We start from the raw sequence: 26002 nt of genomic DNA, 5'->3' as shown, positions 1-26002 counted from the left end.
CGCAATCCAAATTGCGCTCTCGCATATTGAATTTCCGATTTCCCGACCGCGGCACGGCCTTTACCGATACATCCACTGTGACAGTGAACAAAGTTGCGTTGCTTTGTAATTTCGGAGATGCACGCCGGATACGCTCGGCCATGTGTTCAGCAGTATCGGATGGGGCGAGGTCCTGGTCCTCCTCGTGGCGGCGCTGGTAATCCTCGGTCCCGAGCGGCTTCCCGAGGCCGCACGATGGACCGCCCGGACACTCCGGCAGGCCCGCGAATACGCCACCGGCGCGACCGCCGGCCTGAAACGCGAGCTGGGCCCGGAACTCGACGAGCTCCGTGCGCCACTGGCCGAACTCCGCCGGCTGCGCAACGCCGACCCGCGCTCGCTGGTCACGCGGCATCTGCTCGGCGACGAACCCCTTGTCCCCGAAGATATCCGGGCGACCCTGGCCGGCCTCAGTGCCGAAAAAATCGATCCCGGTAACTTCGGCCTGATCAACCAGCCCGCCACGACACCCACGGTGAACCTCACCGAATCGCCGGCCGCCGGCGGGCCGGAGGCGCTCGGCGACGATCCGGGCGACCGCACCCAGTCGGGCGAACCGGCCCGCTAGCTCCGCGCCGCCGCGCACCGGTTCGCCACCAGCACACGATCGGAGATTCGGCGATGAGCGCACCGATACGCTATGCGGACCACGGCACCTACGGCCACCGGAAGCGCGCTACCAGCGAGGAACTGGCCCGCTCACTGCTCTTCCCGCCGCGGGCGGCGGCCGCCGCCCGGATCGCCGGGCACGCCTATACCGACCGTTACGAAGTCATTGCCGTCACCGTGTGCCGGGCGGCCCCGGTGCGCCGGCAGCCCGGTACGCCCGCCGAGGCCGAGATCATCGAGCGGATACGTGCGGAACTCCTGCTCGGCGGACCCGATCCGCTGCCCGCATTACTCGGCCCCGACGGCAATACCGTCTTACTGCCGAGCACCGGCCGCCATACCCGGTGCGCCGAGGAGCTGCTGACGCACCTGGCCGATGCTGCCGACGCCGCCCTGCTGGCGACCGTCGCGCCGGCCGATATCGACCGGGTTCCGTCCGCCGCGACACTCGCGCACGAACTGCTCGAGGTGGCGGTCCGGCTGGACCACCGGCCGGGAATGTACCGGTGGGCGGATCTGGCACTGCCCTATCACCTCACCCGGCCCGGCCCCGCCTTCGACCGGCTCAGCGCCCTGCTCGAACCACTGGAATCCCATCCGCATCTGCTGGAGACCTTGGCACACCACTTGGAAACCGGATTTCAGCCGCGGCGTACCGCACGGCGGCTGGGGGTGCATATCAATACCGTGCGTCATCGGCTCGAGCGCACCTTCGATCTGATCGGCCTGGATCCGATGCGACCGGACGACAGCTGGCTGCTGCGTTCCGCACTTATTGCCTACAGATTCCGCGTCGGTGGCCGATAAATACCGCTCCACAATTCCCGAATCCGTATCACGATGAACCAACTACTGATACATTGTTACATCAACGGTACCGCGGAGAAACCCGCCGGCCATTCGGCCTCAGCACACCGGAGCAGATGTGATCATGAATGCCGCAGCCACTCAGCTGGTGAATACACCACTCGCCCGATCCGCACGCAGCACCCCGCCGCCGGGGCCGGGCGCAGCGATCGCAGCCAACGGAACACCACGACGGCCGGGCGAAACCCGCACCCGCCATCCGGTCAACGGACCGGTGATCGCATTACTGCTCCACCTGCTCGAACCGGCCCAGGGCGCGCACGGGAGAACCGGAACACTCGTCGCCGACCTCCACCGAGCCGTCGAGGCGGCCCTCGCCCAGCAGGACACGGCCACACACGTGACCGACGCGGTGCACGGCGCGATCGAGGTCACCGTGCAGGAATTACGTACCGCCGGGCTGCCCGCGGGCCGTCTCGCCGCATACAGCCGGCGACTGGGCCGGGTCCGCGAATTCATCACGACCACCGTGGCCACCGCCTGCGACGGCGCCGGACGGGACACCGCACGGAACGTGGTCCCGCTACACGGCGGTTTCCCGGTCACCGGTCCGCGCGCCTCCACCGAAACCGCCGCCGTGGTCGCCCTCGAATTCGAGCCGATCACCACCGTCGAACCGGCGCCGAATCGCCGCATTCCGGTCGATCGCATCGAATCCTGCCTGGCCGGCGACACCGCTGTCAGCGCCCTGTCGCTGCTCACCGAACACGGCGGAACGCTGGCCGTGCGGGCGGCCGAGGACATCGATACCCAGCTCGCCCGGATCACCGCCCGGCTGCGCACCGTGCTACGCACCCAGGTGACCGCCGCCGTCCTGGTCTGTCCGGCCGGCCAGGTCCGGGATCGGGTCGATACCGTGCACGAAATGCTGGACGTGGTGCGCCGGCTCGGCTACCCCCACGGTATCTACCGGTTCGACCGCATCGCGCTGGAATACCAGGTCACCCGGCCGGGTCCCGCCCGCGCAAGCCTCTCCCGGATCGCGGCCTCGCTGGAGGGCCACCCCGACCTCATCGACGCCCTGCTCGTGTACATCCGCAGCGACGGCAGCCGCAAGCTCACCGCTCGGCAGCTGCACGTCCACCCGAATACGGTGGACTACCGGTTCCGCCGCATCCATCAGGTCACCGGGTACGACCCGGCGACCGTAGCCGGGCTGTCGAAACTGCAGGCGGCCATGGTGGTCGGCGCCTACGAAGGTCGCGGGTATCCGGGCCCGTCGGTGCCGGCCCCGAATACCCGGTCCGGTCCGGCGGTCGGCACAGCCGTGTGAGCGCCTACCGCGGTATCGCGCTGTACGCCCGCCGTCCCGCCTCCCCTGCAGCGGGCCCGCGGAACACCGAGGAGACATCATGCAGATCGCCAACCGGCTACCGAGATCCACCCGGAACGCACCCCGGCCCGGTACACCACCGCGCACCCACGATCCCGCGGCGCGGTCCGGCGACCGCGGCACCGCCGCCGGGCGAAACACGTATATCGTGACGCGGGAACGTATTCGGGCCTTCGCCGATATCACGCACAACAACCATCCCATCCATCACAGTGATGCGGTGGCCCGCGACTACGGTTATCCGGCGCCGGCCGCACCGCCCACTTTCGCGGCACTCGCCATGGTCCGGGCCCAGCACGACGCCGTCCGGATCCTCGCGCCGGGTATCGGACCCGATGCGCTCCTGCACACCCGCCAGACCCTGCACATCCGGCGTCTGCTGGTGGCCGGTGACGTCGTCACCACCGATATCCGGATCCGATCGATCCGCGCCACCGCCGACTACGCCAGTGTCGAAGCGCAGGCGGTGCTCACCGACCACGAGGGCCAGGTCGTGCAATCGGGTTCCAGTTCCCTCCATGTCTGTGTTCCGCCGGGCGCGGCGCCCCCGGCGGAATTGCTTACCGGCATCCGCGATACCGCGGCGACAGCAGTGCCGGAGCCCGTGAAATCGCACGACCACACCATGTTCCGGCCGGGACTGCCGTTACCGCGGCGCACCTTCCCGATGCGCAGTGCCGATCCGGAAAGGTATGCCGCGCTCTGCACGCCTACCCGCACGGCGCCGGATCCGCACGCGCGCAGCGGCCCACCGCCGGGCATGATGCGGCTCGCCCTGACCGCCGGGTACCTCTCCTCCTGCCTGGGCGACCCCGCCGCGGTATCGCGCTACGAGGCCGAATTCACCCACTACAGCGGGATGCCCGGCCGCGCCGTCCATCCGGTGGAGATCTCGGGCCGGGTGATCGCGGTCGACGAACGCTGCGCGGCCGTGGTCGAACTCGACGGACGCTGCCTGGACCGCAGACTGTTCATTCGCGCACACGCCGTCCTGCGCCCGCCGCACCACTGAACGGCGCCGAGCGAGCCGCCCTTGTCCGTACGGCGGATCAGCGTGTCCCCGACCGCCCGGACGCCGGCGTTTCGCGTGCCGCCCCCGCCCCGGCGGCCGCACCGTGCCGGACCAGGGGCACCACGGCCGTCCGGACGAAGGCCGCGGCCTGGCCCTCGTCCCGGAAATCGACACCGCCGAGCGGGGTGAGCAGCAGCGAATGCGCCAGCCGGGCCAGTAGTTCGGCCACCGGCCGCGGATCGTATTCGTCGATCGTGCCGTCGGCCTGCCCACGCTCCAGCATCGCCACGATATAGCCGATCGCCGAACTCACCATCTCTTCGCCGCGCACGGTGTAGAACTCGATCGCCTCTTCCGGAGAGACCTCGATGAGCTGGGTCAGCAGTGGATGGGTGCGGGCCTGTCGTAGGACATACAGTGCGGTCCGGGCGATCTGCTCGTCGACATCGCTGCCCTCGCTACCGATCCGGCCGACCTCGGCGAGCATACGCTCGATTTCGCGCATGATGACGGCTTCGATGAGATTGTCCTTACCGGAGAACCGGCGATAGATGGTGACGCGGTTGAGCCCGGAGCGCCGGGCGATATCGTCGAGGCTCGCCCGGCGGATACCGACCTGCAGCAACCGCACCAGCGCAGCATCCATGATCTTCTCGTCGACCGCGTCACCCTGCCTCACCATGATTTTCAATCTACCAATCGCGCCGTACCAATAGCCGATACAATCCACCGCTCCCGGGTACACCGTTGCGCAGTCGATACGAACCCCTCGGAGAATCGCGCGGCACAGAACATTTCGGTTGTGCTCTACCACAACGGGCGGTCGGGCAGGCCGCCCGACCCGGCGCACGCGCACCGCCACTGCCCGCACGGATGCTCTGTCTGGAGCCACGCCGGCCTGGCCCGATTACGGTTTGCCCGGTGTTACCTTACAAACACATTGACACCATGTAACGGCATTCATATGTTCGTTTCACTTCGGTACAAGGACACAGCAGGATTTCTAAGGACCGATTCCATGAACCAGATCGTTCCCACCCGCCACCCCCGCACGCCCCGCGCGGTACCCGGCCTCCGGCCGTTCGCACTCCTGCTGGGGATCCGCAGGCCCGATACCCGCCGCTGGCAGGCCCTGGGCGAATCACTGCTGGTCGCCGACCCCGCCATGGACGAACTCGCCGCCTGGATGTGTGAAACCGGCACCGCCACCACCCGCCCACTGTTCGACCAGGCGCTCGCCTCGGGAATTGCCTCGATCCCGGACCCGCCCGCACCGTTGGCCGCCTTCTTCCGGCACATCGAAACACCACCGGCCTGGGTGGACCCCGCCCTGCTCCGGCGCGGTGCGCAGGTCTACCGGATGGGCGGCGCGGACGGCCTCTACCTGGCCCGCGACGTCTCCTTCCTGGGCGGCTATCTGGCTTCCGGCTTCAACAAGACCCTGCTGCGCACCGGCGCGCTCGAAAAAGGCCCGGCCGCCCGCTTCGCCGACACCCTGCGCTGGGCCATGGACGTATCAGGCGAGGACGCCATGGCTCCGTTCGGCGCCGGATACCGTTCGACGCTGCGGGTGCGGCTCATCCACGCCCTGGTCCGCCGGCAGCTGCTCGCCGAACCCGATTGGCGTACCGGCGAATGGGGGCTGCCGATCAACCAGACCGATATGGCCGCGACCCTGGTGGGTGCGCTGCTGGCGCCGTTCGTCGGCGGTATGGCCATGGGTATGCTCCCCCGCCGCGCCGACCTCGACGCCGCCGCCCACCTCACCCGGTACGTGGGCTGGCTGATCGGCGTCGAGGATCAGTGGCTGCCCACCGGGTTCCGCGACGGTGTGCGGGTGCTCTACCACTGCCTCACCGCGATCATGAACCCCGACGAAACGAGCCGGCGGCTCGCGATTCCGATGGCCCGGGATCCGCTCGGCTGGTCGTACCCGAATATGCCCCGGCTGCGCGGACAGCTCGCACGCGCCCAGCATCTGTCCATCGCCACAACATTTCTCGGCCCCCGGGCGGTGCACCGGCTCGGATTGTGGCCGTATATGCCGCCCTGGTACCCGCTGCTGCGTTTTCCCGTCAACCTCGCACGCAGCGCCGCCGCGCGGTTCGCTCGCGACGGGCGCGTGCACGCCGCCGAACGCGGCCGCCGCCAACAGCAGCGATTCCTCGAACTCCTCACCGCCGCCCCGATTACCGCGGGCGCACCCACTCAATTGTGAAATTGCCGGAAATTCGGCAGCGGAATGTATTGTGCAGCGGCCCAGCCGTTCATATGTAAATTGTGTCGATAGGCCGGGAATCGACATACCGAATTATTGCGGACATACACTGCGGAGACCGATCGGTAATCGAGCTCGAAATTCCAGTTCCACGACAGCAAGGATTTGTGATGCCGATAACCTCCCGCAGGCTCGCCACGTTCGCCATCGCGGTGGCGGCCGCCGGATTGGTGTCGCCGCTGGCGTCGGCGCAGCCACCGGACGTCACCACCCCGGTGCCCACGCCGACCAGCGAGGCGCCGGTCGAACCGGCACCGACCACCGGAAACGAGGAGCCGACTGCACCGGGCGAACCCACGCCACCCACGGAGGAACAACCCGCTCCGACCACCGAGCCGGCGCCACCGGCGGAAAGTACGGATACCGCACCGCCCGCCGAGGGTGAAACACCCGCACCGCCCGCGGAAAGCGAAGCACCCGCACCGCCCGCGGAAGGCGAGGCTCCGCCGCCCGCCGAGGGTGAACCGGCACCGCCGGACGAGACACCGGCCCTGTCACCCGAATCTCCGCTGGAGACGCTGGTCGGCCGGGTCGCCTGCATGTTCGAGGACGCGTCGGTCGAGGTGCTGCCCGACGTGGACGAGGCCAAGACGGTCGCCCGGGACAAGGGTAAGGCGATTCTCGCCTGTGCCACCCATCCGGTCGACGAGCCGCCGGTCGAGGAACCCCCGGCCGAAGAACCGCCGGCCGAGGAACAGCCGGAGGGCTAGGCCCGGGCGCAACCGGGCACCGACGGCATGCGGCCGGGCAGCAAGGGAACCGAGCACGGGTTGCGCGGTGAACCCCGGTGCGCCGGAACTTCGGGACGCCGCCCGGCACCCGCCCACCGAAGCCCCTACTCCCGGGCACACCACCCGGCAGTAGGGGCTTTGCCGTGCCCGCTGCACCCGCCCGGCTCCACCGCGACCGCGCTGCGATTCGACCGCTGCGCATCCCCCGCCGTGGTCACCGCAGCGCATTCCACCGGATTACACCACCGCGCGAACAGTCTGTACCCGTTCACCCTGAGCCTCTCGCGACGCCGGCCCGCTTCGTCGGCGATGTATCCGTCCCGGCAGGGCGATCACCTGCTGCGGATCGCGCCGCGAATTCGACCGTGTCGCCGATCTCCGTCACCGGGCATCTGTCCCGGAAACCAGCAGCGCTCTCCAGCCGACGCGTCCTTACCGGCCTACCGGCACAGCGCCCACAGCCCTGCTCAGCGCAGCCGCAATCGTGTGCGGTTCGGCCGGTGGATCCGCACAACCGGATCGGATAGGCGTGCGGCCCGTTCCGCCTAGTAGTGCGCCACCATGCTGTCGTAGGCCGCCACCTCGACCAGCGCAGCGAGGAGATGCCCCCGGCCGGCGATGGCGCAGGGGTGCCTTCTCCCGAGGGTGCTGCCGGTGCCGGTTTCGCTGCCCGCCCGCGGCGGGCGCCCGACGCTGCCCGCTGCGGGCTGCACTCAGACCGTTCCATCGCGCGTGGCGGCGGCGGGGCGCGGTACCGTGCGGTAGTTCTCGATATCGAAGCGGCGGGTTCTGCGCCGGTACCCGAGCATCGAACCCGGCCAGTTGTTCGTATTCAGCGGGCCCGCGGCGGTATCCGCGACATACCAGCTGTGACAGCCACCGGTGTTCCAGACTGTGCCCGCCAGCCGCTGCCGGGTTTCGCTGTCGAATTCCTCGAGCACCTCCGGCCGCAAATCCAGATACCGCACCCGCTGTATTTCTCCGACAGCAGCGACAATATATTTCATCTGGCTTTCCAGCATATGGACGATCGACCCGGATCCGACATTCGTATTGGGTCCGTACATCATGAAGAAATTGGGGAAACCGGGCACCGTGAGACCGAGATAGGCGCGCGGCCCGGTTGTCCACATGGTGTCGAGATCCTGCCCGGCCGGACCGGTGACGCGCATCGGTGCCATGAAATCGTGGGACCGGAAACCGGTCGCGTAGATGATGGCGTCCACATCGAAATGCCGGCCGTCCTCGGTGACGATCCCGGTGGGCCGGACCTCCCGGATCGAGTCCGTCACCACCTGTGCCGTCTGCCGGTCGAGCGCCTCGTAGTATTCGTTCGAGGTGAGAATGCGGTTACAGCCCAGTTCGTAGTCGGGCAGCAACGCGCGCCGCAGCCCGGGATCGCTGATCCGGCGCAGATTCCACCGGCACCACAACCTGATCGGCGCGGCCAGTATCCGGCGTCCGCGCCGCGACACCAGCATCGGGTTGAGAATGCCCTCGAACCAGCAGAAAATCGCCAGCCGCGGGATCTTCTGCAGTACCGGCAGCCATCGGTTGGCCCGGCGCCGGAACCGGCCGTATTCGCCATCGGGTTTGGGGCTGATCCAATGCGCTTGCCGCTGGAACACGGTGACCGTGCGCGCGGTTTCCACCAGGTGCGGGACGAATTGGATTGCGCTGGCGCCGTTGCCGATCACCGCGATATCGCGGCCGGCGGGATCGAATGTGTGATCCCAGCGCGCGGAATGGAAGGCCGCACCGGTGAAATCGGCGAGGCCGGGCAACCGCGGATAGGAGGGCCCGCTCAACTGTCCGCAGGCCGTCACCAGTACGTCGGCGTAGGCGGTTTCGCCCGAGGAGAGTTCGAGTTCCCAGCGGTATCGATGTTCGTCGAATACCGCCGCGACCACCTCGGTGCCGGTGCGGATATGTCCGCGGATTCCATGGTCGTCGGCGCAGCGGCGCAGATACTCCAGAATTTCCGGCTGTGGGGCGAACCGGCGCGACCACCCTGGATTCGGCGCGAAGGAATACGAATAGAGGTGCGACGGTGCATCGCAGGCCGCACCCGGGTAGGTGTTGTCCCGCCACACTCCCCCGATATCATCGGCCCGTTCGTAAACGGTCACTCCGGTGAATCCGGCGCGTACAAGGCTTATCGCCAAGCCTATTCCGCTGAATCCACTGCCGACGACGGCGATCGTTGGATGGTTCGGGTCTTCGGTGCTCACTACCGCTCCTGCCGACGCTGGAAAAGGCTCCGGAAGTCTCCCGGTTTCGGTGTGGGAGAGGGTTTCCGGCCGATACCGGAATTCGGAAGCCGAATCGGATTCGGGTCCGCGCGCACCAACCTAACTCAGCGGTACAGCCGGGTGAACACACCGAGTCCGGATTGGTGATTTTCCCCAACGGCGTCACCGGAACCGTTCGGCACCGGTCCGGCGAGTGGCGCGGACGAGAGGATTACAGGTCGAGGACCAACCGGGTGACGGTTCCGGCGGTTGTCACACACAGGCGGATCGGATCACCGGCCGCCCGCTGCGGGCGCGTCCCCGGTACGGTTTCGATTGTCAGTGGTCGCTGTTCGCAGGCGCCGCACAGGCCCGCGCGGCACATCGAGGGCACGTCGAACCCGTTGCGCTCCAATGCTTCGAGTACGGTCAGCGCGGGCGGCACCACGAGTTCGACACCCGATCGGCGTAATTCGACGATCACCACCCGCGCCGGTTCGGGGCGGGGGCGGCGGCGCCTTCTCCTCACCGCCGGGAACGACGCAGCTGCCCGTCCGCGGAGCCGTCGTGGTGGTTGTAGGGGGTATCGCGGATTCCTGCGCGAGCCGCGGCTGCTTTCGCGATCCGCGACTGCCAGCGCCACATCGGATCGTCGCGGCGCGCCTTACGGGCCAGCCTCTCCTGCGCGCCGGGAAGCCTGTCGCCCAGTGCCCGCGCCCGGACCTCTACCGCGGAAGCCAGGCCGGTCGCCGATTTCCACGGCTGCAACCGCACATTCCGCAGCGGGGTCTCCGCGAGAAGTTCCCGGACCAGGACATCGCTGCTGTAGTAGGCCATCATGCCCGCCACCGGTGCCGCCGCCGCGACCTTCGCCCGGGCCGGCGCACCGTCGCCTGCGAAACCCCGGGTTGCCGCGCCCGCCATCCGGGCCGTCCATTCCGGTGCCGTTCCGGCGGTGGCGACCATATAGTCGACCAAGCGCATCCCTTCCAGCGCGGTCGCGGGGACCAGTTCCGGGGCCACCCCGAATACGTGCGCGATACCCGCCCAGTAGTGCATGACATCGTCCAACTGCCCGGTGGTGACGCGCCGGCCGTGCACATGGTCGAAACACAGCGGTGTCAGCCCGAAGGTCACCGCCGCGCCCATCGTGGTCGAATTGGAGATCGGGTTGCCGTGCCGCGCGAAATGCTCCGGACCCCAGGCCTTCTTCAACCCCGACCGCACCTGTGCGTGCATGAGCCGCACCCGCACCGTGTCCTGGAAGGTCGGCGACCACCGGTCCAGTGCGCCGGCCACGGTCATACTGCGGAACCAGTTCGCGGTCTCCAGGTTCCGCCGGTAGGGGTTGTTGGTGTAGCGGCCCGTCGCACCGGTGGCCGACGCGACCTCGGCGCCGACGAAGGTGCCCATGAAATCCTGCATCAGCATGGCCGTCTTCCCCGACATCGAGGCGTTCAGCCACAGCCGGCGGCCCTGTTCCCAGCGCTGCGAGTCGAACCACGCAGGCGGGTTGTCGAGGTGATCGAAGAGGGCGACGAGTTCGGCGGGCGGGTCGTCGACGGTATCGATACCGTGCGCGAGCGCCTGATCGAGCATTTTCCGGCCGGCGGCCGTACCCACCCGGGCGAAGGCGGTGACCACACCGTCCATCAATTCGTCACCCTGCCAGAGGTGATCGGCCATCATCCGGGCCTGCGGGGTGTCCACCGGTACCCGCCGCACATCGATCCAGGGCGCGAGCATCCGTTTCCGGGTTTCGAACCACAGACCGGACGGGGCGATCCGCGGCGGTGGGGGTCGCAGCGGCATCCCGGTGCGGAAGTAGTAGTCGAACCGGTGCCGGTTCCCCTCGTGGGCATGGTCTGATTCCCCGCCCGGCGGGCTCGTGGTGGGCTCCTGTGGCAGCATGAGCGAATGCTGACACGAATAATTGCTCGCGTTCAATTCGCATTCTGAGATGCCGCCCGTACCTCGCGCCGGCCTCCGCCGGACCCCGCGCCAGCAACGCTCGAAGGAGATGGTGGAGCGCATCATCGATGCCGGCCAGGCCGTGCTCATCGCGCACGGCTACGAGGGCGCCTCGACCAACCGGATAGCCCGGGCCGCCGGAATCAGCCCGGGATCGCTGTATCAGTACTTCCCCAACAAGGACGCGGTGCTCGGCGCCGCCATCGACCGCTACAACAGCGAGGTCTCCGACCGGGTCCGCGCACAGGTCCTGGAGAATATGCCGGAACCTCCGGAAGTGGCTCTGCGCCAGTCGATCTCAGCACTGCTCGACGCCCTCGGTAATCAGCCCGAACTGCTGCGCGCGGTGGTCGAGCAGACACCCCGGCTCAGTGTCGAGCATACGGTGGTCAGCTTCGAGGACCAGATCGCCGACCTCACCCGCGCCGCACTCACCCTGCGCGGCTACCGCCTGCACGACGATACGGATATCCCGACCGCCGCCTGGATGCTGGTGCGCACCGTCGAACACTTGACCGTCCGCTACATCCTCGACCAGCCCGATATCCCCCGCGATACCTTCCTCACCAATATCACGCGCATGATACTCAACTATTTCCGCAGGTAGTGGCTCTGCAGACGCACCGCGGACGGCGAAGCCGAGCAGTACGCGAGTACCGGATCCCCTGCCCGCACAGTGGCGCTCACTGCCCGCCTGCGGCGCCGATTCGGGAGCAATACGCGAATTGCTGCTCGCAATCTGCGACGCCGGTAAGCGCTCCGGGCCCGACCACACGGGTTGACATTCGCGGGCGCATCTGAAACTCTCGCTGCAGGTCATGAGTGCCAGCGTCAAGCCCCGGCTTGCTGGCCGGCAACCCTCCTCCGCGGTGGGGTGCCCCGGGTGACGACCTGGCCGCCGCTCGACCAGGCGCGGCAAGCGCGGACTCCGTCTACCATTCCTCACCGGAGTCCCAGAGCCGATGGGATTGCGTGATGACCGCTGTACTCGACCGGACCGGTACCCTCGCCCGAGTTTCCGGTGCCGATTTGCGAGTTCCCCTGGTACAAGGGGGAACCCGGACCTACGCCAATTTCGACTACGCCGCCAGTGCACCCGCGCTGGCGCCGGTCAGCGACCGGGTCGCCGAGCTGTTGCCCTACTACGCCAGCGTGCACCGCGGGGCCGGGTATGCCTCCCGGATCTCCACACAGTGCTACGAGGCGGCGCGGGAAACGGTGGGCCGATTCCTGGGTTGCGCCGACGACCAAGTGGTGGTGTTCACCCGCAACACCACCGACGCGCTGAATCTGCTGGCCGGCTGCGTTCCCGGCGATACCGTGGTACTCGATATCGAACATCACGCGAACCTGCTGGCGTGGGAACACCGGGGGCGCCGGGTGGTGCGCGCGGCCGATACCGTCGCCGAGACACTGCAGCGGCTCGCGGCCGAGCTGTGCGCGAAACCCGCGGCGCTGCTGGCGGTCACCGGGGCTTCCAATGTGACGGGCGAAGTGCTGCCCCTCGACCGTCTGGCCGAACTGGCGCACCAGTGCGGCGCACGGATCCTGGTGGACGCGGCACAGCTGGCTCCGCACCGGCGAATCGACCTGCGCGCCACCGGTATCGACTATCTGGTGCTTTCCGGGCACAAACTGTATGCCCCGTTCGGCGCCGGCGTGCTGGCCGGGCGCCGGGACTGGCTGGATGCCGCGGCGCCCTACCTCTCCGGTGGTGGCGCGGTGCGGGAGGTCACTGTCGACAGCACGGAGTGGGCGCCCGCACCGCAGCGGCACGAAGCGGGATCGCCGAATGTGCTGGGTGCTGCGGCCCTGGCCAGGGCCTGTGAGGTCCTTACCGAACTCGGCCCGGAGGCCGAGGCGCACGAGCGTTCCCTGACGCACCGGCTCCGCACCGGCCTCGCCGCGACCCGGGGTGTCGAGTGCCTGCGGATCTGGAAACCCGACGCCGGCAACTCCGGCTCGGTCGCCGGCGGTGAAGCCGATACGGCCGCAAGCCTCGGCGAAGTCGACAGCGTGGGGATCGTCGCCTTCACCGTGGACGGTTTCGAGCCGGGACAGGTCGCGGCGTATCTGTCCGCGGAATTCGGGATCGGCGTCCGGGACGGCCGATTCTGCGCGCATCCCCTGCTCGCCCGGCTGGGCATCGACGCGGCAGTGCGCGCCAGTATCGGCCTGGGTACCACGCAGGAAGATATCGACCGGCTACTGGACGCGGTGGCCGCACTGGTCGCCCACGGTCCACGCTGGAACTACGTCTGCGCCGCGGGACGCTGGGACCCGTTCCCGGAGACCCGCCCGGGTCTGGCCCCCGGTACCGCCGCAGGCGCCGCGCCCTGCGCGGTATGAGAATCGCGCGGGTACCGGTGAGGCCCGGACCGCTGTCACCGGTCAACGCTCGTGCCACGGCCGCAGATAATCCATAGGGCAAACGGCCACAGCGATCAACGTTGGCCCGCCACTCGGCGACCGCAGCGGCGGAGCGCACCGTCCGGAAAGTGCGCTCCGCCGCTGCCGGCCGAGTGCTCCCGGCCGGTTCGTCCGACCGGCCGGACCGGCCTCCGTAGACCTATCAGTTCAACCTCACTCAGCAACCGGCGCTGAGTATCCCCGCCGGACGGACCAGCGCGGGTTTGCCGTGGATCAGCCTCACCAGGCGGAACAGGTCAGCGACCCGGCTCCAGTAGCGTCAGAATTGCATTCTGTGTTTCGGAAAGCATATTCTCTGTTTCGGAGAGGTCGCGCTGAAGGAGTTCGAGATGGCAGAAACCGCAGTGATCACCGGGGCGGCGGGTGGTATCGGCGAGCACACCGCGCGGCGATTGGCGGCCGACGGCGTCCGGTGCATCCTGGTGGACCGCAATCCGGTCGTCCGGCAGGTCGCCGCGGAACTGGGCGGCGAGGCGATCGTCGGGGACCTGACGGATCCGGCGCTCTCGCAGGCGGCGGTGGCCGCGGCCGGGGACCGGGTGGACCTGCTCGTCCTCAACGCCGGTACCAACTCGGTCGACAAGGACCCGGCAACGCTGGATCTCGACCGCTACTACGCGGTTGTCGGAATCAATCAGCACGCGGTGGTGTGGGGTCTGCGCGCCGCCCTGCCGGTCATGCGCCGGCAGGGCGGCGGCTCCATCGTCGTCACCGCCTCGCATGCGGCGATCGCGGGAGTCCCGCAGGATCCGATCTACACCATGACCAAGCACGCGGTGATCGGCCTGGTGCGCGCATTGCACGGCAAGCTCGCCCGCGAAGGCATCCGGTTGAGCGCCGTATGCCCGGGCCTGGTGGACACACCGCTCACCGCGGGCGGACGCGAGCGCTTCCGCGCCGCGGGCATCCCTATGCTGGCGGCCGACGAGGTGGCGGCCGCGGTCGAAAGCGTTTTGCGGACAGGGGAACCGGGCACCGAACTGGTGGTCCGCCCCGGGAAGCCGGCCGTCCGATACACCGCGGCACCGCTACCCTGACCCACTCCCGCCCGCCGCGTAGCCCACGCCGCATCGACCGGGTCGGGCCGGCGCACAGCACGGTGGCAGCGAGCGCCACGGACCACACCGGCGCCGCCGCCGGACCGACCGGCGTATCGGTCGGCCGGTACTCGGCTTCCGCAGCCCGGCCGACCACTCCGGATGCGCCGCCGCTTCCCCGCCGTGGATACGATCGGGCCCGATGACTATCGACTCGATGTTCGATTCACTGGACGGCCTGTCCGTGGGGGACGCACTGGGGCAGCAATTTCCGGTGATGCGGCGGTCGATTTCCGACCTCCGTGTCGGCAACCTCACCGCCGGGCCCTGGGACTGGACCGACGATACCGAAATGGCCTGCACCGTGGTCACCGAGCTCTGCACACACGGCCGGATCGATCAGGACCGGCTGGCCCTCGCCTTCGCGCGGCGCTTCGATCCACGCCGTGACTACGGTTTCCTCGCCGTCGGCACACTGCGCCGTATCCGCGAGGGGGCGCCGTGGCGGGAGATCTCCGCGGCCGCCTACGACCACCAGGGCTCCTGCGGCAACGGCGCCGCCATGCGGGTCGCCCCGCTCGGCGCCTTCTTCGCCGGTGATCCGGAAAGGATTGTGGCCGAGGCGGTCCGGTCGGCCGAAGTGACCCATCTGCATCCCGAAGGCATCGCCGGGGCAGTGGCCGTGGCACTCGCCGCCGGGCAGGCCGCGTGGGCCCGGCGCACCGGAACCCTGCCCGCGCCGCACGATTTCCTCACCGGCGTCCTCGACCACCTCGGCGACGGTGAGACGAGGCGGTTGATCGCCCATGCCCGCACGCTCCTCGGCGCGCCCGCCGAACAGGCGGTGGCCGAACTCGGCAACGGGTCGCGCGTCACCGCCCAGAACACGGTCCCGTTCACCCTCTGGGCGGCCGCGACGCATATGACGGACTATCCCGCCGCCATCACCACCTGTATCGCGGCCGACGGTGATATCGACACCACCAGCGCGATCGCCGGCGGTATCGTCGCCGCCTACACCGGCACCGATTCTCCGTCCGGAGTGCCGCCGGCCTGGCTCACCGCGCGGGAACCATTACCCAGCTGGCTGGACGAGGCCCGTCGGGCACACCGGCGCAGGAATTCCGGCTTCGGCCGTCTCCGGCACTGGCTGTCGAACCGGTCGTGATCTGCCGGTCAGTCGCGGGAGCGGGCGATGATGAGCGGCACGCGGGTGCTGTGCAGGACCGCCTGGCCCACCGAACCGAGTGTCATCCCGGTGAAACCGCCGCGACCGTGACTGCCCACGACCATCAGCTGCGCGTTCTCGGATTCCGCCAGTAGGCGGCGGGCGGGGCGGTCCTCGGCGACGATATGGGTGACGGGGACATCGGGGTAGCGTTCCGCCCGCCCGGCCAGGCTTTCGGCCTGCATGGCGCGGGCCTGTTCCTGCATCTCCTCGCGGGAGCTGTAGCGGAAGAATTCCGACCAGGTGGTCACCGCGATCAGGCCGACGCTACCGCGGGCGGCCTCCTCGAAGGCGATATCGACGGCTTCCTGGCTGCGCGGCGAGCCGTCGACCCCGACGACCACCGGCCGCTGCGACAGATCACGCACCGGTTCCTCGGCATCCGGGATCACCGCCACCGGGCAGTGGGCGTGGCGGGCCAGTGCGGTACTCACCGAACCGAGCAGCAGCCGGCCGAGGGTGCCCAGACCGCGGGTGCCGGCCACGATCATCCGCGCGTCCGGTGACAGGTCGAGCAGGACGGTGGTGGCGCCGAGATCGGCGACTGTGGTGTCGATATCGAGTTCGCCCGCGGTTTCCCGGGCGGTCTCGGCGGCCGAAGCCAGCAATGCCTCACCGTCGGCGCGCAGCGCCTGGTTGTCGAGGCCGACCACGCTGACCTCGGGCCCGAAGGTGACCGGGGCGCCGATCGCGTGGACGAGCCGGAGCGGGCAGCGGTGCAACGCGGCGCGGCGTGCCGCCCAGCGCACGGCGTCCAGTGACGTCGGTGAACCGTCGACGCCGACCACGATCGGCGCTTCGGAATGTACGGCCATATCGGGTTGCCTCTCGCCTCGCCCAGCTCGGTGCGGCGGAATCCGCCGGTGCTACCCATCCGATCCAGTCGAGGATATGGCGGGACCGGCGCCCGCGGGTGCAGGCGCCGGTCCCGTGTCTCACCGGTTCGGCCCGATCAGCGCAGGTCGTACCGATCGTTGTTCGCGACCTTGACCCAGGCGTCCACGAAGTCGCGGACGAACTTCGGCCCGGTATCACGCTGGCCGTACACTTCGGCCACCGCGCGCAGCTGCGAATGGGATCCGAAGATCAGGTCGTTGGCGGTGGCGGTCCACTTGGGTTGCCCGGTGCGCCGGTCGAAGCCCTCGTAGACGTTCTCCGCCGATTCCGACGGTTTCCATTCGGTGCCCATATCGAGCAGGTTGACGAAGAAATCGTTGGTCAGCACACCCGGCCGGTCGGTGAACACGCCGTGCTTCGTGCCGCCGTGGTTGGCGCCCAGGGCCCGCATCCCGCCGACCAGGACGGTGAGCTCCGGGGCGGTCAGGTCCAGCATGTAGGCGCGGTCCACCAGCAGGCGTTCCAGCTGCGCCTTCTCGCCGCTGCGCGCATAGTTGCGGAAACCGTCGGCCCGCGGTTCGAGCACCGCGAACGATTCCACATCGGTGTTCTCCTGCGTCGCGTCCGTGCGGCCCGGGGCGAACGGCACCGTGATGTCGTATCCGGCGTCCTTCGCCGCCTTCTCGACCGCGGCCGAACCGGCCAGCACGATCACATCGGCCAGCGAAACCCGCTTCCCGCCGGTGGCCGAGCTGTTGAAATCCTGCTGGATCCCTTCCAGGACGGGCAGGACCTTCGCGAGTTCGGCCGGCTCGTTGACCTCCCAGTTCTTCTGCGGTTCGAGCCGGAGCCGGGCGCCGTTCGCACCGCCGCGCTTATCGGTGCTGCGGAAACTGGCCGCCGACGCCCACGCCGTTTTCACCAGCTGCGCGACCGACAGACCGGATTCGAGCACCTTGCTCTTCAGGGCCGCGATATCCGCCTCGTCGATCAGTTCGTGGTCGACGGGCGGCACCGGATCCTGCCACAGCTGCGGTTCCGGAACCCAGGGGCCGAGATAACGGCTGATCGGGCCCATATCGCGGTGCAGCAGCTTGTACCAGGCCTTGGCGAATGCCTCGGCGAGTTCCTCGGGATGCTCCAGCCAGCGGCTGGTGATCTCGCGGTAGATCGGGTCCTCGCGCAGGGCCAGGTCGGTGGTGAGCATGCTGGGGGCACGCGCCGGGCCGTCGAACGGATCCGGGATGGTGCCCTCCCCCGCGCCGTCCTTGGGTTTCCACTGCCAGGCCCCGGCGGGGCTCTTGGTGAGCTCCCATTCATAGCCGTAGAGGTTCTGCAGGAAGCCGTTGCTCCACTGGGTGGGAGTGGCGGTCCAGATCACCTCCGGCCCGCCGGTGATGGCATCGCGGCCGACCCCGGTGCCGTGGGCGCTCTTCCAGCCCAGACCCTGCTGCTCGATCGGGGCGGCCTCGGGTTCGGGGCCGATCAGGTCGGGGTTGCCGGCGCCGTGGGTCTTGCCGAAGCTGTGGCCGCCGACGATCAACGCGGCGGTCTCCACATCGTTCATGGCCATGCGGCCGAAGGTTTCCCGGATATCGCGGGCGGCGGCCACCGGGTCGGGGCGGCCGTTGGGGCCCTCCGGGTTCACATAGATCAGGCCCATCTGGACGTTGGCGAGCGGACCGGACAGTTCCCGGTCACCGCTGTAGCGTTCGTCGCCGAGCCAGGTGTCCTCCGGACCCCAGTAGATCTCCTCGGGCTCCCAGATATCGGGGCGGCCGAACCCGAAGCCGAAGGTTTTGAAACCCATCGACTCGAGGGCGACGTTACCGGCGAACACCAGCAGGTCCGCCCACGAAAGCGAGTTGCCGTATTTCTGTTTGACCGGCCACAGCAGCCGGCGCGCCTTGTCCAGGCTGGCATTGTCGGGCCAGCTGTTGAGCGGGGCGAACCGCTGGGCGCCCTGCCCGCCGCCGCCGCGGCCGTCGGCGATCCGGTAGGTGCCCGCGGCGTGCCAGCTCATCCGGATGAACAGGCCGCCGTAGTTGCCGTAATCCGCGGGCCACCAGTCCTGCGAATCGGTGAGGACCGCCGCGACATCGGCCTTCAGTGCCTCGACGTCGAGTTTCGCGAATTCTTTCGCGTAGTCGAAATCCTCGCCCAGCGGGTTGGCCTTGGACGAGTGGGCGTGCAGCATCGAGACATCGATCTGGTCCGGCCACCAGTCCCGGTTGGTGTGCGGGCGGCGATCGGTCTGGGCGGTCGGCGACGGGATCGCCGGGTTCTCGCTTTCGCTGGTACTCGAGGTCCCGGTCTCAGGAGCGGGTGGACGGCTATCGGAGGTCACGATATTCCTTCCTGACGAGTGATGCGGGCTGCTATCGGAAATGTGCGGATCTCGCGCAATCGGGGCATTGGCCCCAGTAGATGACCTCGGCTTCGTCGATCGTGAAACCGCGGTCGTCGGAGGCGGTCAGGCACGGGGATTCGCCGACCGCGCAGTCGACATCGGCGATCGCCCCGCAGGTCCGGCAGACGACATGATGGTGGTTGTCACCGACGCGGGTCTCGTAGCGCGCCACCGAGCCGGACGGCTGGATGCAGCGCAGCAGGCCCGCGGCGGTGAGCGTACGCAACGAGTCGTACACCGCCTGATGGGATACCGCCGACAGACGGGTCCGCACGACCCGGATGATCGAATCCGTATCGGCGTGCGGGTTGTCGTGCACCGCGCTCAGCACCGCGACCCGCGGAGCGGTCACGCGTAGCGAAACTCCCCGCAGCATCTGCTGGAATTCCTCGGCCATATGCACACCGCAAAGTCTCGTCCGTTATCTGGAATGGGTCAAGGATATGACCCGTCGTGCCTGTGTACGGCGCCGAGCCCTCGCGGCCGGAGCCGGTGATCCCAGGCGCGAACACGCTCTCGATTCGGGCGATCGGCATCGCCTATCGCCCGGCCCGCGAACGGCCGCCGCGCCCACACTGAGGCCATGACCATTGTGCGGCACGGGGTGGGAACGACCACCCGATTCACCTCGGGACGCGGCGTTCCGGCGAACGGCGAGGGGGTGCCGGACGCACCGGCCGGCTGCTGTCTCACCACTGGGGCCGGCCGGCAGGACCTCGGCCGCGTCACCCGAGTGCGGAGTGTGCCGACCGGCCGGGTCGCAGACTGCGACCGGCGGGGGTAGCAGTATGGCGCGGGTACGGCTGACGGGTGTGTCGAAGCGGTTCGGCGACACCTCCGCGGTAGACGATGTGAACCTCGATATCGCCGACGGCGAATTCCTGGTGCTGCTCGGTCCGAGCGGTTGCGGTAAATCCACCCTGCTGCGGATGCTCGCGGGCCTGGAACAGCCCGGCGCGGGCCGGATCCTGCTCGACGACACCGATATCACCGAACAGCCGCCGCAGCGGCGGGATCTGGCGATGGTGTTCCAGAGTTACGCGCTCTACCCGCACCTGACCGTCGCCGGGAATATCGGGTTCCCGCTGCGGGCCCGGCGGACCCCGCGCGCCCGGATCGCCGCCAGGGTGGCCGAGGTGGCGGCATCGCTCGGGCTGACCGGCCTGCTGCACCGCCGGCCGGCGCAGCTCTCCGGCGGGCAGCGGCAACGGGTCGCGCTGGCCCGGGCGATGGTGCGCTCACCGGGTGCGTTCCTGATGGACGAGCCGCTGTCGAACCTCGACGCGACATTGCGCAGCGCTACCCGTGCCGAGCTTATTTCGCTGCACCGGACCCTGGGCGCGACCTTCCTCTACGTCACCCACGACCAGGTGGAGGCCATGACCATGGCCGACCGGATCGTGTTGCTCGACGCGGGCCGCGTTCAGCAGGTCGGGACACCGGCCGAACTGTACGACCGGCCGCGTTCGGTGTTCGTCGCCGGTTTCCTCGGCTCGCCGCCGATGAACCTGTTCCCGGCCGAGGTCACCGCGCGGGGAGCCGCCCTGCATCTGGTCGCCGGCGGTATCGATATCGAATTGCCGATACGGGCCGCAGGGTTCGGTGCCGAGCTGCCGGTCGTCGCCGGTATCCGGCCGGAGCGGCTACGGCTGGTATCGGCCGATCCGGATATCCGGGGCCACGTCGCGATGATCGAGAACCTCGGCAGCGAGGAACTGGTCCATCTCGCGGCGGGCGCGCACCGGATCGCGGTCCGCGCCCCACGACCCGCGGGAGTGACGACCGGCGAAACGGCCGGGGTCCGGGTGCGGCCCGCGGACGTGCACCTGTTCGACCCCGGCACCGGGCTCCGCCTCACCTGGCAGGAGCCGCCGTCCACCACGGCCGGCGCGGCTGTCCGCACAGCCACGGTCCCGGCCTGACCGGCAACCCACATCTGATGAGGAGACATCTGTGAAACGCGCCGCGCCATTACTGGCCATGGTGCTCGCCGTCGCCTTCGCCGCCACGGCGTGCGGCGGACTCGGCAGTACCGCCACCGATCCGGCCGCCGATTCGGCACCGATTCCCGAACTCGCCCCCGATCAGCGGGTTTCGATAGCTTTCGAGTCCTACAACTACGGGCTCGCGGGCGCGTGGACCGATACGTTCAACACGCTGATCGCCGATTTCGAGAAGAAATACCCGAATATCGATGTGGTCGCGCAGAAACCGCAGGGCAACAGCCCCAACCCGGCCACCGACACCATTTCCAGTATTCAGAACCAGATCGTCGCCGGGACACCGCCGGACGTGGCGCAGCTCGGATTCGGCGATCTCGATTTCACGATCCACCAGCTGGGCGCGAAACCGCTGGACACCCTGGTGGGACGCCAGGCGGTGGACGCCAACTTCGACGGGGCGCGCCACCCCTACGCGCCGCGTGCTCGCACCCTCTCCGACTGGGGCGGCCACACCTACGGTGTGCCGTTCGTATTCTCCACGCCGGTGCTGTACTACAACGCTTCGCTGTTCACCACCGCCGGCCTGGACCCCGCCGCGCCGCCCGCCACCTGGACCGAGGTCGCGGATGCGGCCGCCGCGATCACCGCGAAAACCGGGCGCGGCGGGGTGTACATCGACTGTTTCACCAAAACCGCCAAGGACTGGTGCTTCCAGAGCCTGGTCCGCTCCGACGGCGGCCGGGTGATCTCCGACGACCGCACCACGCTGACGTTCGCGGACGCCCCGGCGGTCGAGGTGGCCCGGATGGGCCAGGAGCTCGTGCACGCCGGCAGTATGCCGAAACTGAACCAGAAACAGGGCTACGAAGCGTTCGCACGCGGCGAGATCGGCATGATCTTGGAGTCCAGCGCCGTCCAGGGCACCTTCGTCGCGGGTGCCCAGGGCACCTGGGATCTGCGGGCGGCGCCGATGCCCGCTTTCGCGGGCAAGCCTCCCGTGCCGACGAATTCCGGTGCGGGACTGCATATCCTGTCCAGTGATCCAGCGAAGCAGCGCGCCGGGTGGCAGCTGATCGAGTTCCTCACCAGCGAGAGCGCCTACACCACCATCTCCACCGGTATCGGCTATCTGCCGCTGCGGACGGGACTGATGCAGGATCCGGACGGGCTGCTCGAGTGGTCGCGGCGTAATCCGCTGCTCGAACCGAACGTCGCCCAGCTGGCCACGATGGAGCCGTGGATATCCATGCCGGGCAACAACTATCTCCAGATTCGCGACGGCATGATGGACGCCGTCGAGGCGGTCGTCTTCCAGGGCAAGGACCCGCAGGCCACCCTCACCGCCGCCCGCGACGAGGCGACCGAACTGATGCCCGCGGTATGACCACCGACCGACCCGGCATTTCGCGCCGGACAGGGGGATTCATGAACCAGCTGACCATCGTCCAGCTCACCGACACCCATATCCGGCCCGCGGGTGAACACGTCCACGGCACCGTCGACACCTACGCCAACCTCACCGCGGTCCTGCGGCAACTGCTCGACTCGGGCCGCCGGATCGACGGAATCGTTCTGTCCGGCGACCTGACCGACAACGGATCCGCCGATGCCTACCGCCGGTTGCGGGACGCGGTCGAACCGGCGGCCGCCGAACTGGGCGCGCAGACGGTGTATGTGATGGGCAATCACGACGACCGCGGCGCGTTCGGCACCGAACTGCTCGGCAGCGACACGGCCGTGACCGACCCGGACCACACCCACGACGATGTCGTCGATGTCTCCGGGCTGCGCATCATCGCCCTGGACAGCACCACACCCGGCCGGCACGACGGCCGCCTGGCCCCGGCCCAGCTCGACTGGCTGGCCGACCGGCTGCGGGAACCTGCCCCGCACGGCACCCTGCTGGCCCTGCACCATCCACCGATTCCGTCACCTGTCGCCACCACCGAGTACCTGCGGCTGCAGGCGCCGGAGGAACTCGCGCGGGTGCTACGGGGTACCGATGTCCGGCTGATCGTGTGCGGGCACAACCATCTCACCGGCGCCGCCGCCCTGGCGGGAATCCCCGTCTGGATCGGCCCGGCCCTGTCGTACCGGATCGATCCCCTCGCCCCGGCCGGCCGGCACCGCGGTTTCGCCGGCTTCGGGTTCAGCCGGGTCGATCTGCTCGGCTCGGCCCTGGTGGCCACCGCCGTCGAGGCCACCCCGGCCGCCGCCGTCTACGACCGCAGCGAGCGGGATGTGCTCGATCAGCTGGCCGCGCTGTCGGCCGAAACCGGGTGACATCGTGTTCGTCGTCGAAGCACCGGCGCGCACAACTTCCGCACCGGTTACCGCGCCCCCCGCACCCCGTACCGCCCGGCTCCGCCGGCTCGTGCGGAGTGCGGCCCCGTATCTGTATCTCCTGCCCGCCCTGGTGCTGCTCGTGATCTGGGTCTACCGGCCGCTGGTCCAGGCGTTCGAGCTGTCGGCCTATTCCTGGAATATGCTGCCGTCCTCGCCGATGACCCCGGTCGGCACCGGTAACTACGAGCGGCTGCTGGACCTGCCGGTGTTCTGGGATTCGCTGGGCCGCACCGGCGTGCTGATCCTGGGGATGCTTCCGTTCACCGTCGTGCTGCCGCTGCTGATCGCCGTCGCGAGCACCCGCGTCTCCGGGCGCGCCCGCACGCTCTACCACGCGTGTATCTTCGCGCCGTTCCTGGTGGCACCGGTCGCCGCGGCGGCGGTGTGGCGGTGGCTGCTGCATCCCGGCGGCGGTGTCGTGGGCCGAGTGTTCGATACCGGCCACAACTGGGTCTACGACGCGGAGACCGCGCACGCGGTGATCATCGGGATCACCGGCTGGCAACTGCTCGGCTTCGCGGTGCTGGTGATGTGGGCCGGGCTGGCCGGTATCAACGGTGACTACGCGGAGGCGGCGCGGGTCGACGGGGCGAGTCCCGGGCAGGTCGGGCGGTGGATCACCCTGCCGCTGCTCTCGCCGACCCTCATGTTCCTCGTCCTGACCACGGTGCTGCTGAGCCCTGTCCTGACGTTCCCGCTGATCGATTCCATGACCCAGGGCGGACCGTCACGTTCGACCACCAATATCTACTACCTGCTCTGGGACTACGCGTTCCACAGCTTCGACGCCGGACTCGGTGCCGCAGCCGGCGTCGTGCTGTTCACCGGTTTCGGCGTGCTCGCGGGTGTTCTGGTGTGGCTCTCGGAAAAGGTTGCCTTCCATGATGATTGACCGTTACCACGGGGCGGTGACCGACCGGCTGCGCGGGGCGGCGGCGCATCTGTTGCTCGCGATGGTCGCCCTCGCGGCCGTGTTCCCCATCTACTGGCTGTTCGCGACCTCGCTGCGGCGGCCCGAGGACGTCACCTCGCTGTCCCCACTGCCGTGGCCGGTCTCTATCGCCAACTACACCGACGCCGCCACGAAGGTGGATATCGCCGGACTGATCGGGAACACCTTCTTCGTCGCGCTTCTCTCGGCGGCGGCGCAGTTGCTCATCGCCCTACTGGCGTCCTACGCGTTCGCGATGTACACCTTCCCGTTCCGGAAGGTGCTGTATCTGGCGTTCGTCGGGACCTGGCTGGTGCCGTTCCAGGTGACCATGCTGCCGAACTATGTGCTGCTCACCCGTCTGGGCCTGATCAACACCCTGATCGGCGTCGTCCTGCCGACACTGTGCTCGGCGCTGGCGGTGCTGCTGCTGCGCCAGCATCTGGCGAGCTTCCCGAAAGAGCTGGTGGCGGCGGCGAAAATCGACGGCCGGTCGTCCTGGTCGATCCTGTGGACGGTGGTGGTGCCGAACCTGCGGCCGGCGCTGGCGGCACTGGGCATCCTGCTGTTCATCAACGCGTGGAACGAGTACTTCTGGCCCGCCGTGGTGTTACGGCAGTCCAACAGCGTGCTGCAGCTGGGTCTGCGCAGTTTCATGGGCACCGAGGGCGATCAGTGGGGCCCGATGATGGCGCTGGCGGGGCTGGCCTGCCTGCCCGTACTCCTGATGTATCTGGTGCTGCAGCGCCATATCGCCGACGCGTTCGTCCGGTCGGGGCTGAAGTGACCGGCCGGGCCCGGTCATACCGGTATCGCGCGGTCGAGCTCGCTGTGCGCCGGACCGGCGGATTCCATGCAATCCAGGAAAAGCGATACGGCAGGGTTGGTTTCGCCGGCACGCCACACCGCGTACAGATCCAGTGTCGGGACCGGATCGAACAGTTTCACCGCGACCGGCCCGATATCGGGTTTTCCCATGCCCATGGATACCGCCCGGGGCAGCGACGCGAACCCGACGAGCGGACGCACCGATACCAGATGGGCCGTGGCACCCGGGTCGTCCGCCGCGTGGGTGACCGTCAGCGCGATCCGGGCTTGCGCGGCGGCGTGGAAGACGGCGTCGTACATGGCCGGGCATTGTTCCCGGGCGAACAGCACACAGTCCTGCCCATCCAGTTCGGCGAACGGGACGCCCGGACGATCGGCCCACCGATGACTCCGCCCGACCACCGCCACCAGCGGGATGCGATGCAGCAGCCGCCGGTAGCGGTAGCCGGTCGTACCGGGATGCCCGTAGACCATGGCGATATCGAGCGAGCCGTCGGCCAAACCGGCCAGCTGGGGCCCGGTCCGCTTCTCCCAGAGCGACACCACGATATCGGGATGCCGGTCGGTCATCGCGGCCAGTGCCGCGGGCAGAACATGCCGGCTGGCGGGCAGGTTGTAACCGATATCGAGGGTTCCGCTGCGTCCCTCGGCGGCCGCCCTGGCGGCCTGCGCGGCCCGCTCCAACCGGTCCACCACGATCCGGGCCTGGCTCTCGAATTCCCGCCCCGCCGGGGTCAGCTTCACCTCGTGCGAATTACGTGCCACCAACTGCACGCCCAGCGATTTCTCCAGCTTCTGCAACTGAGCACTGAGACCGGGCTGGGTGAGATGCAGACGCTGCGCAGCGCGGCCGAAATGCAGCTCCTCGGCGAGGGCGATGAACGAGACCAGGTGTCGGAACTCCATGGCGCCTGCTCCTTCTTCCGCGTCGCCGCCACGCT

Annotated in this window: 24 protein-coding genes and 1 riboswitch; of the genes, 15 read left to right on the top strand and 9 right to left on the bottom strand. The window is 68.7% G+C overall.

Going from position 1 to position 26002, the window contains the following annotated elements; all coding sequences use genetic code 11:
- Positions 1-142: 142 nt before the first annotated feature.
- The 4 genes from tatB (at position 143) to ACQEVO_RS11365 (ending at position 3860) form a co-directional block, all read left to right on the top strand.
- The gene (tatB, locus tag ACQEVO_RS11380; protein WP_432911937.1) at positions 143-607 is read left to right on the top strand and encodes a Sec-independent protein translocase protein TatB; all 465 of its coding nucleotides are present in this window, start codon (positions 143-145) and stop codon (positions 605-607) included.
- A gap of 53 nt (positions 608-660) precedes the next feature.
- Positions 661-1455 (top strand): PucR family transcriptional regulator, encoded by a 795-nt coding sequence (locus tag ACQEVO_RS11375; RefSeq protein WP_432911934.1) that lies wholly within the window; start codon positions 661-663, stop codon positions 1453-1455.
- Between the two features lie 124 nt (positions 1456-1579).
- A complete protein-coding gene (locus tag ACQEVO_RS11370) occupies positions 1580-2788 on the top strand; it encodes a PucR family transcriptional regulator (RefSeq protein WP_432911931.1) in 1209 nt (402 codons plus the stop codon).
- Between the two features lie 79 nt (positions 2789-2867).
- Positions 2868-3860 carry an FAS1-like dehydratase domain-containing protein gene (locus tag ACQEVO_RS11365; protein ID WP_432911929.1) on the top strand — a complete coding sequence of 331 codons (993 nt, stop codon included), beginning with the start codon at positions 2868-2870 and terminating at the stop codon, positions 3858-3860.
- A gap of 37 nt (positions 3861-3897) precedes the next feature.
- Here the strand turns inward: ACQEVO_RS11365 and ACQEVO_RS11360 are convergent, their stop codons facing one another.
- Positions 3898-4542 carry a TetR/AcrR family transcriptional regulator gene (locus ACQEVO_RS11360; protein WP_432911926.1) on the bottom strand — a complete coding sequence of 215 codons (645 nt, stop codon included), beginning with the start codon at positions 4540-4542 and terminating at the stop codon, positions 3898-3900.
- Between the two features lie 336 nt (positions 4543-4878).
- On the opposite strand from ACQEVO_RS11360, the gene ACQEVO_RS11355 reads away from it, so the two are divergent.
- Entirely contained in the window at positions 4879-6078 is a 1200-nt protein-coding gene (locus tag ACQEVO_RS11355; protein WP_432911924.1) for an oxygenase MpaB family protein, read from the top strand.
- A gap of 170 nt (positions 6079-6248) precedes the next feature.
- Positions 6249-6848, top strand: coding sequence for a hypothetical protein (locus ACQEVO_RS11350; RefSeq protein WP_432911921.1), 600 nt, complete (start codon positions 6249-6251; stop codon positions 6846-6848).
- 566 nt (positions 6849-7414) lie between these two features.
- On the opposite strand, the gene ACQEVO_RS11345 is transcribed toward ACQEVO_RS11350, so the two are convergent.
- The 4 genes from ACQEVO_RS11345 to ACQEVO_RS11330 all read right to left on the bottom strand — a co-directional run bounded on the left by ACQEVO_RS11345 (position 7415) and on the right by ACQEVO_RS11330 (position 11011).
- Positions 7415-7582 carry a hypothetical protein gene (locus ACQEVO_RS11345; RefSeq protein WP_432911919.1) on the bottom strand — a complete coding sequence of 56 codons (168 nt, stop codon included), beginning with the start codon at positions 7580-7582 and terminating at the stop codon, positions 7415-7417.
- A complete protein-coding gene (locus ACQEVO_RS11340; protein ID WP_432911917.1) occupies positions 7583-9100 on the bottom strand; it encodes a flavin-containing monooxygenase in 1518 nt (505 codons plus the stop codon).
- A gap of 232 nt (positions 9101-9332) precedes the next feature.
- The gene (locus tag ACQEVO_RS11335) at positions 9333-9629 is read right to left on the bottom strand and encodes a 2Fe-2S iron-sulfur cluster-binding protein (protein ID WP_432911915.1); all 297 of its coding nucleotides are present in this window, start codon (positions 9627-9629) and stop codon (positions 9333-9335) included.
- Complete coding sequence (locus ACQEVO_RS11330; protein WP_432911913.1) at positions 9626-11011, bottom strand: oxygenase MpaB family protein; 1386 nt, start codon at positions 11009-11011, stop codon at positions 9626-9628. The genes ACQEVO_RS11335 and ACQEVO_RS11330 overlap by 4 nt, the downstream gene beginning before the upstream one ends.
- 49 nt (positions 11012-11060) lie before the next feature.
- Here ACQEVO_RS11330 and ACQEVO_RS11325 point away from each other — a divergent pair, with 49 nt between their 5' ends.
- The 4 genes from ACQEVO_RS11325 to ACQEVO_RS11310 all read left to right on the top strand — a co-directional run bounded on the left by ACQEVO_RS11325 (position 11061) and on the right by ACQEVO_RS11310 (position 15706).
- Complete coding sequence (locus ACQEVO_RS11325; protein WP_432911911.1) at positions 11061-11678, top strand: TetR/AcrR family transcriptional regulator; 618 nt, start codon at positions 11061-11063, stop codon at positions 11676-11678.
- Between the two features lie 207 nt (positions 11679-11885).
- Positions 11886-11999, top strand: a riboswitch (SAM riboswitch).
- Positions 12000-12046: 47 nt separating this feature from the next.
- Entirely contained in the window at positions 12047-13420 is a 1374-nt protein-coding gene (locus ACQEVO_RS11320; RefSeq protein ID WP_432911908.1) for an aminotransferase class V-fold PLP-dependent enzyme, read from the top strand.
- A gap of 410 nt (positions 13421-13830) precedes the next feature.
- Complete coding sequence (locus tag ACQEVO_RS11315) at positions 13831-14538, top strand: SDR family oxidoreductase (protein ID WP_432911907.1); 708 nt, start codon at positions 13831-13833, stop codon at positions 14536-14538.
- Positions 14539-14740: 202 nt separating this feature from the next.
- Positions 14741-15706, top strand: a complete 966-nt coding sequence (locus tag ACQEVO_RS11310; RefSeq protein WP_432911904.1) for an ADP-ribosylglycohydrolase family protein — start codon at positions 14741-14743, stop codon at positions 15704-15706.
- A gap of 8 nt (positions 15707-15714) precedes the next feature.
- Here ACQEVO_RS11310 and ACQEVO_RS11305 read toward each other — a convergent pair whose 3' ends face one another.
- The 3 genes from ACQEVO_RS11305 to ACQEVO_RS11295 form a co-directional block, all read right to left on the bottom strand.
- Positions 15715-16581 (bottom strand): universal stress protein, encoded by an 867-nt coding sequence (locus ACQEVO_RS11305; protein WP_432911901.1) that lies wholly within the window; start codon positions 16579-16581, stop codon positions 15715-15717.
- A gap of 137 nt (positions 16582-16718) precedes the next feature.
- A complete protein-coding gene (katG, locus tag ACQEVO_RS11300; protein WP_432911899.1) occupies positions 16719-18950 on the bottom strand; it encodes a catalase/peroxidase HPI in 2232 nt (743 codons plus the stop codon).
- Positions 18951-18981: 31 nt separating this feature from the next.
- Positions 18982-19410: a Fur family transcriptional regulator gene (locus ACQEVO_RS11295; RefSeq protein WP_432911898.1), complete on the bottom strand. Its 429-nt coding sequence runs from the start codon at positions 19408-19410 to the stop codon at positions 18982-18984.
- 391 nt (positions 19411-19801) lie between these two features.
- Between ACQEVO_RS11295 and ACQEVO_RS11290 the strand changes: the two genes are divergently transcribed.
- From ACQEVO_RS11290 to ACQEVO_RS11270, 5 genes are all read left to right on the top strand, one after another.
- Positions 19802-20935: an ABC transporter ATP-binding protein gene (locus ACQEVO_RS11290; protein ID WP_432911896.1), complete on the top strand. Its 1134-nt coding sequence runs from the start codon at positions 19802-19804 to the stop codon at positions 20933-20935.
- 58 nt (positions 20936-20993) lie between these two features.
- Positions 20994-22340, top strand: a complete 1347-nt coding sequence (locus ACQEVO_RS11285) for an ABC transporter substrate-binding protein (protein WP_432922579.1) — start codon at positions 20994-20996, stop codon at positions 22338-22340.
- Positions 22341-22381: 41 nt separating this feature from the next.
- On the top strand, positions 22382-23239 hold the full coding sequence (locus tag ACQEVO_RS11280) for a metallophosphoesterase (RefSeq protein WP_432911894.1): 858 nt from the start codon (positions 22382-22384) through the stop codon (positions 23237-23239).
- 4 nt (positions 23240-23243) lie between these two features.
- A complete protein-coding gene (locus ACQEVO_RS11275; RefSeq protein WP_432911892.1) occupies positions 23244-24194 on the top strand; it encodes a carbohydrate ABC transporter permease in 951 nt (316 codons plus the stop codon).
- 61 nt (positions 24195-24255) lie between these two features.
- On the top strand, positions 24256-25020 hold the full coding sequence (locus ACQEVO_RS11270) for a carbohydrate ABC transporter permease (RefSeq protein WP_432922576.1): 765 nt from the start codon (positions 24256-24258) through the stop codon (positions 25018-25020).
- A 14-nt stretch (positions 25021-25034) separates the two neighbouring features.
- Here the strand turns inward: ACQEVO_RS11270 and ACQEVO_RS11265 are convergent, their stop codons facing one another.
- Positions 25035-25967, bottom strand: a complete 933-nt coding sequence (locus tag ACQEVO_RS11265; RefSeq protein WP_432911890.1) for a LysR family transcriptional regulator — start codon at positions 25965-25967, stop codon at positions 25035-25037.
- Between the last annotated feature and the right edge of the window lie 35 nt (positions 25968-26002).

It is taken from the genome of Nocardia sp. CA-290969 (assembly GCF_050936135.1).
Classification (GTDB): Bacteria; Actinomycetota; Actinomycetes; order Mycobacteriales; family Mycobacteriaceae; genus Nocardia.
The sequence above is the reverse complement of the archived record's forward strand: the minus strand, read 5'-3'. Positions and strand labels throughout refer to the sequence as shown.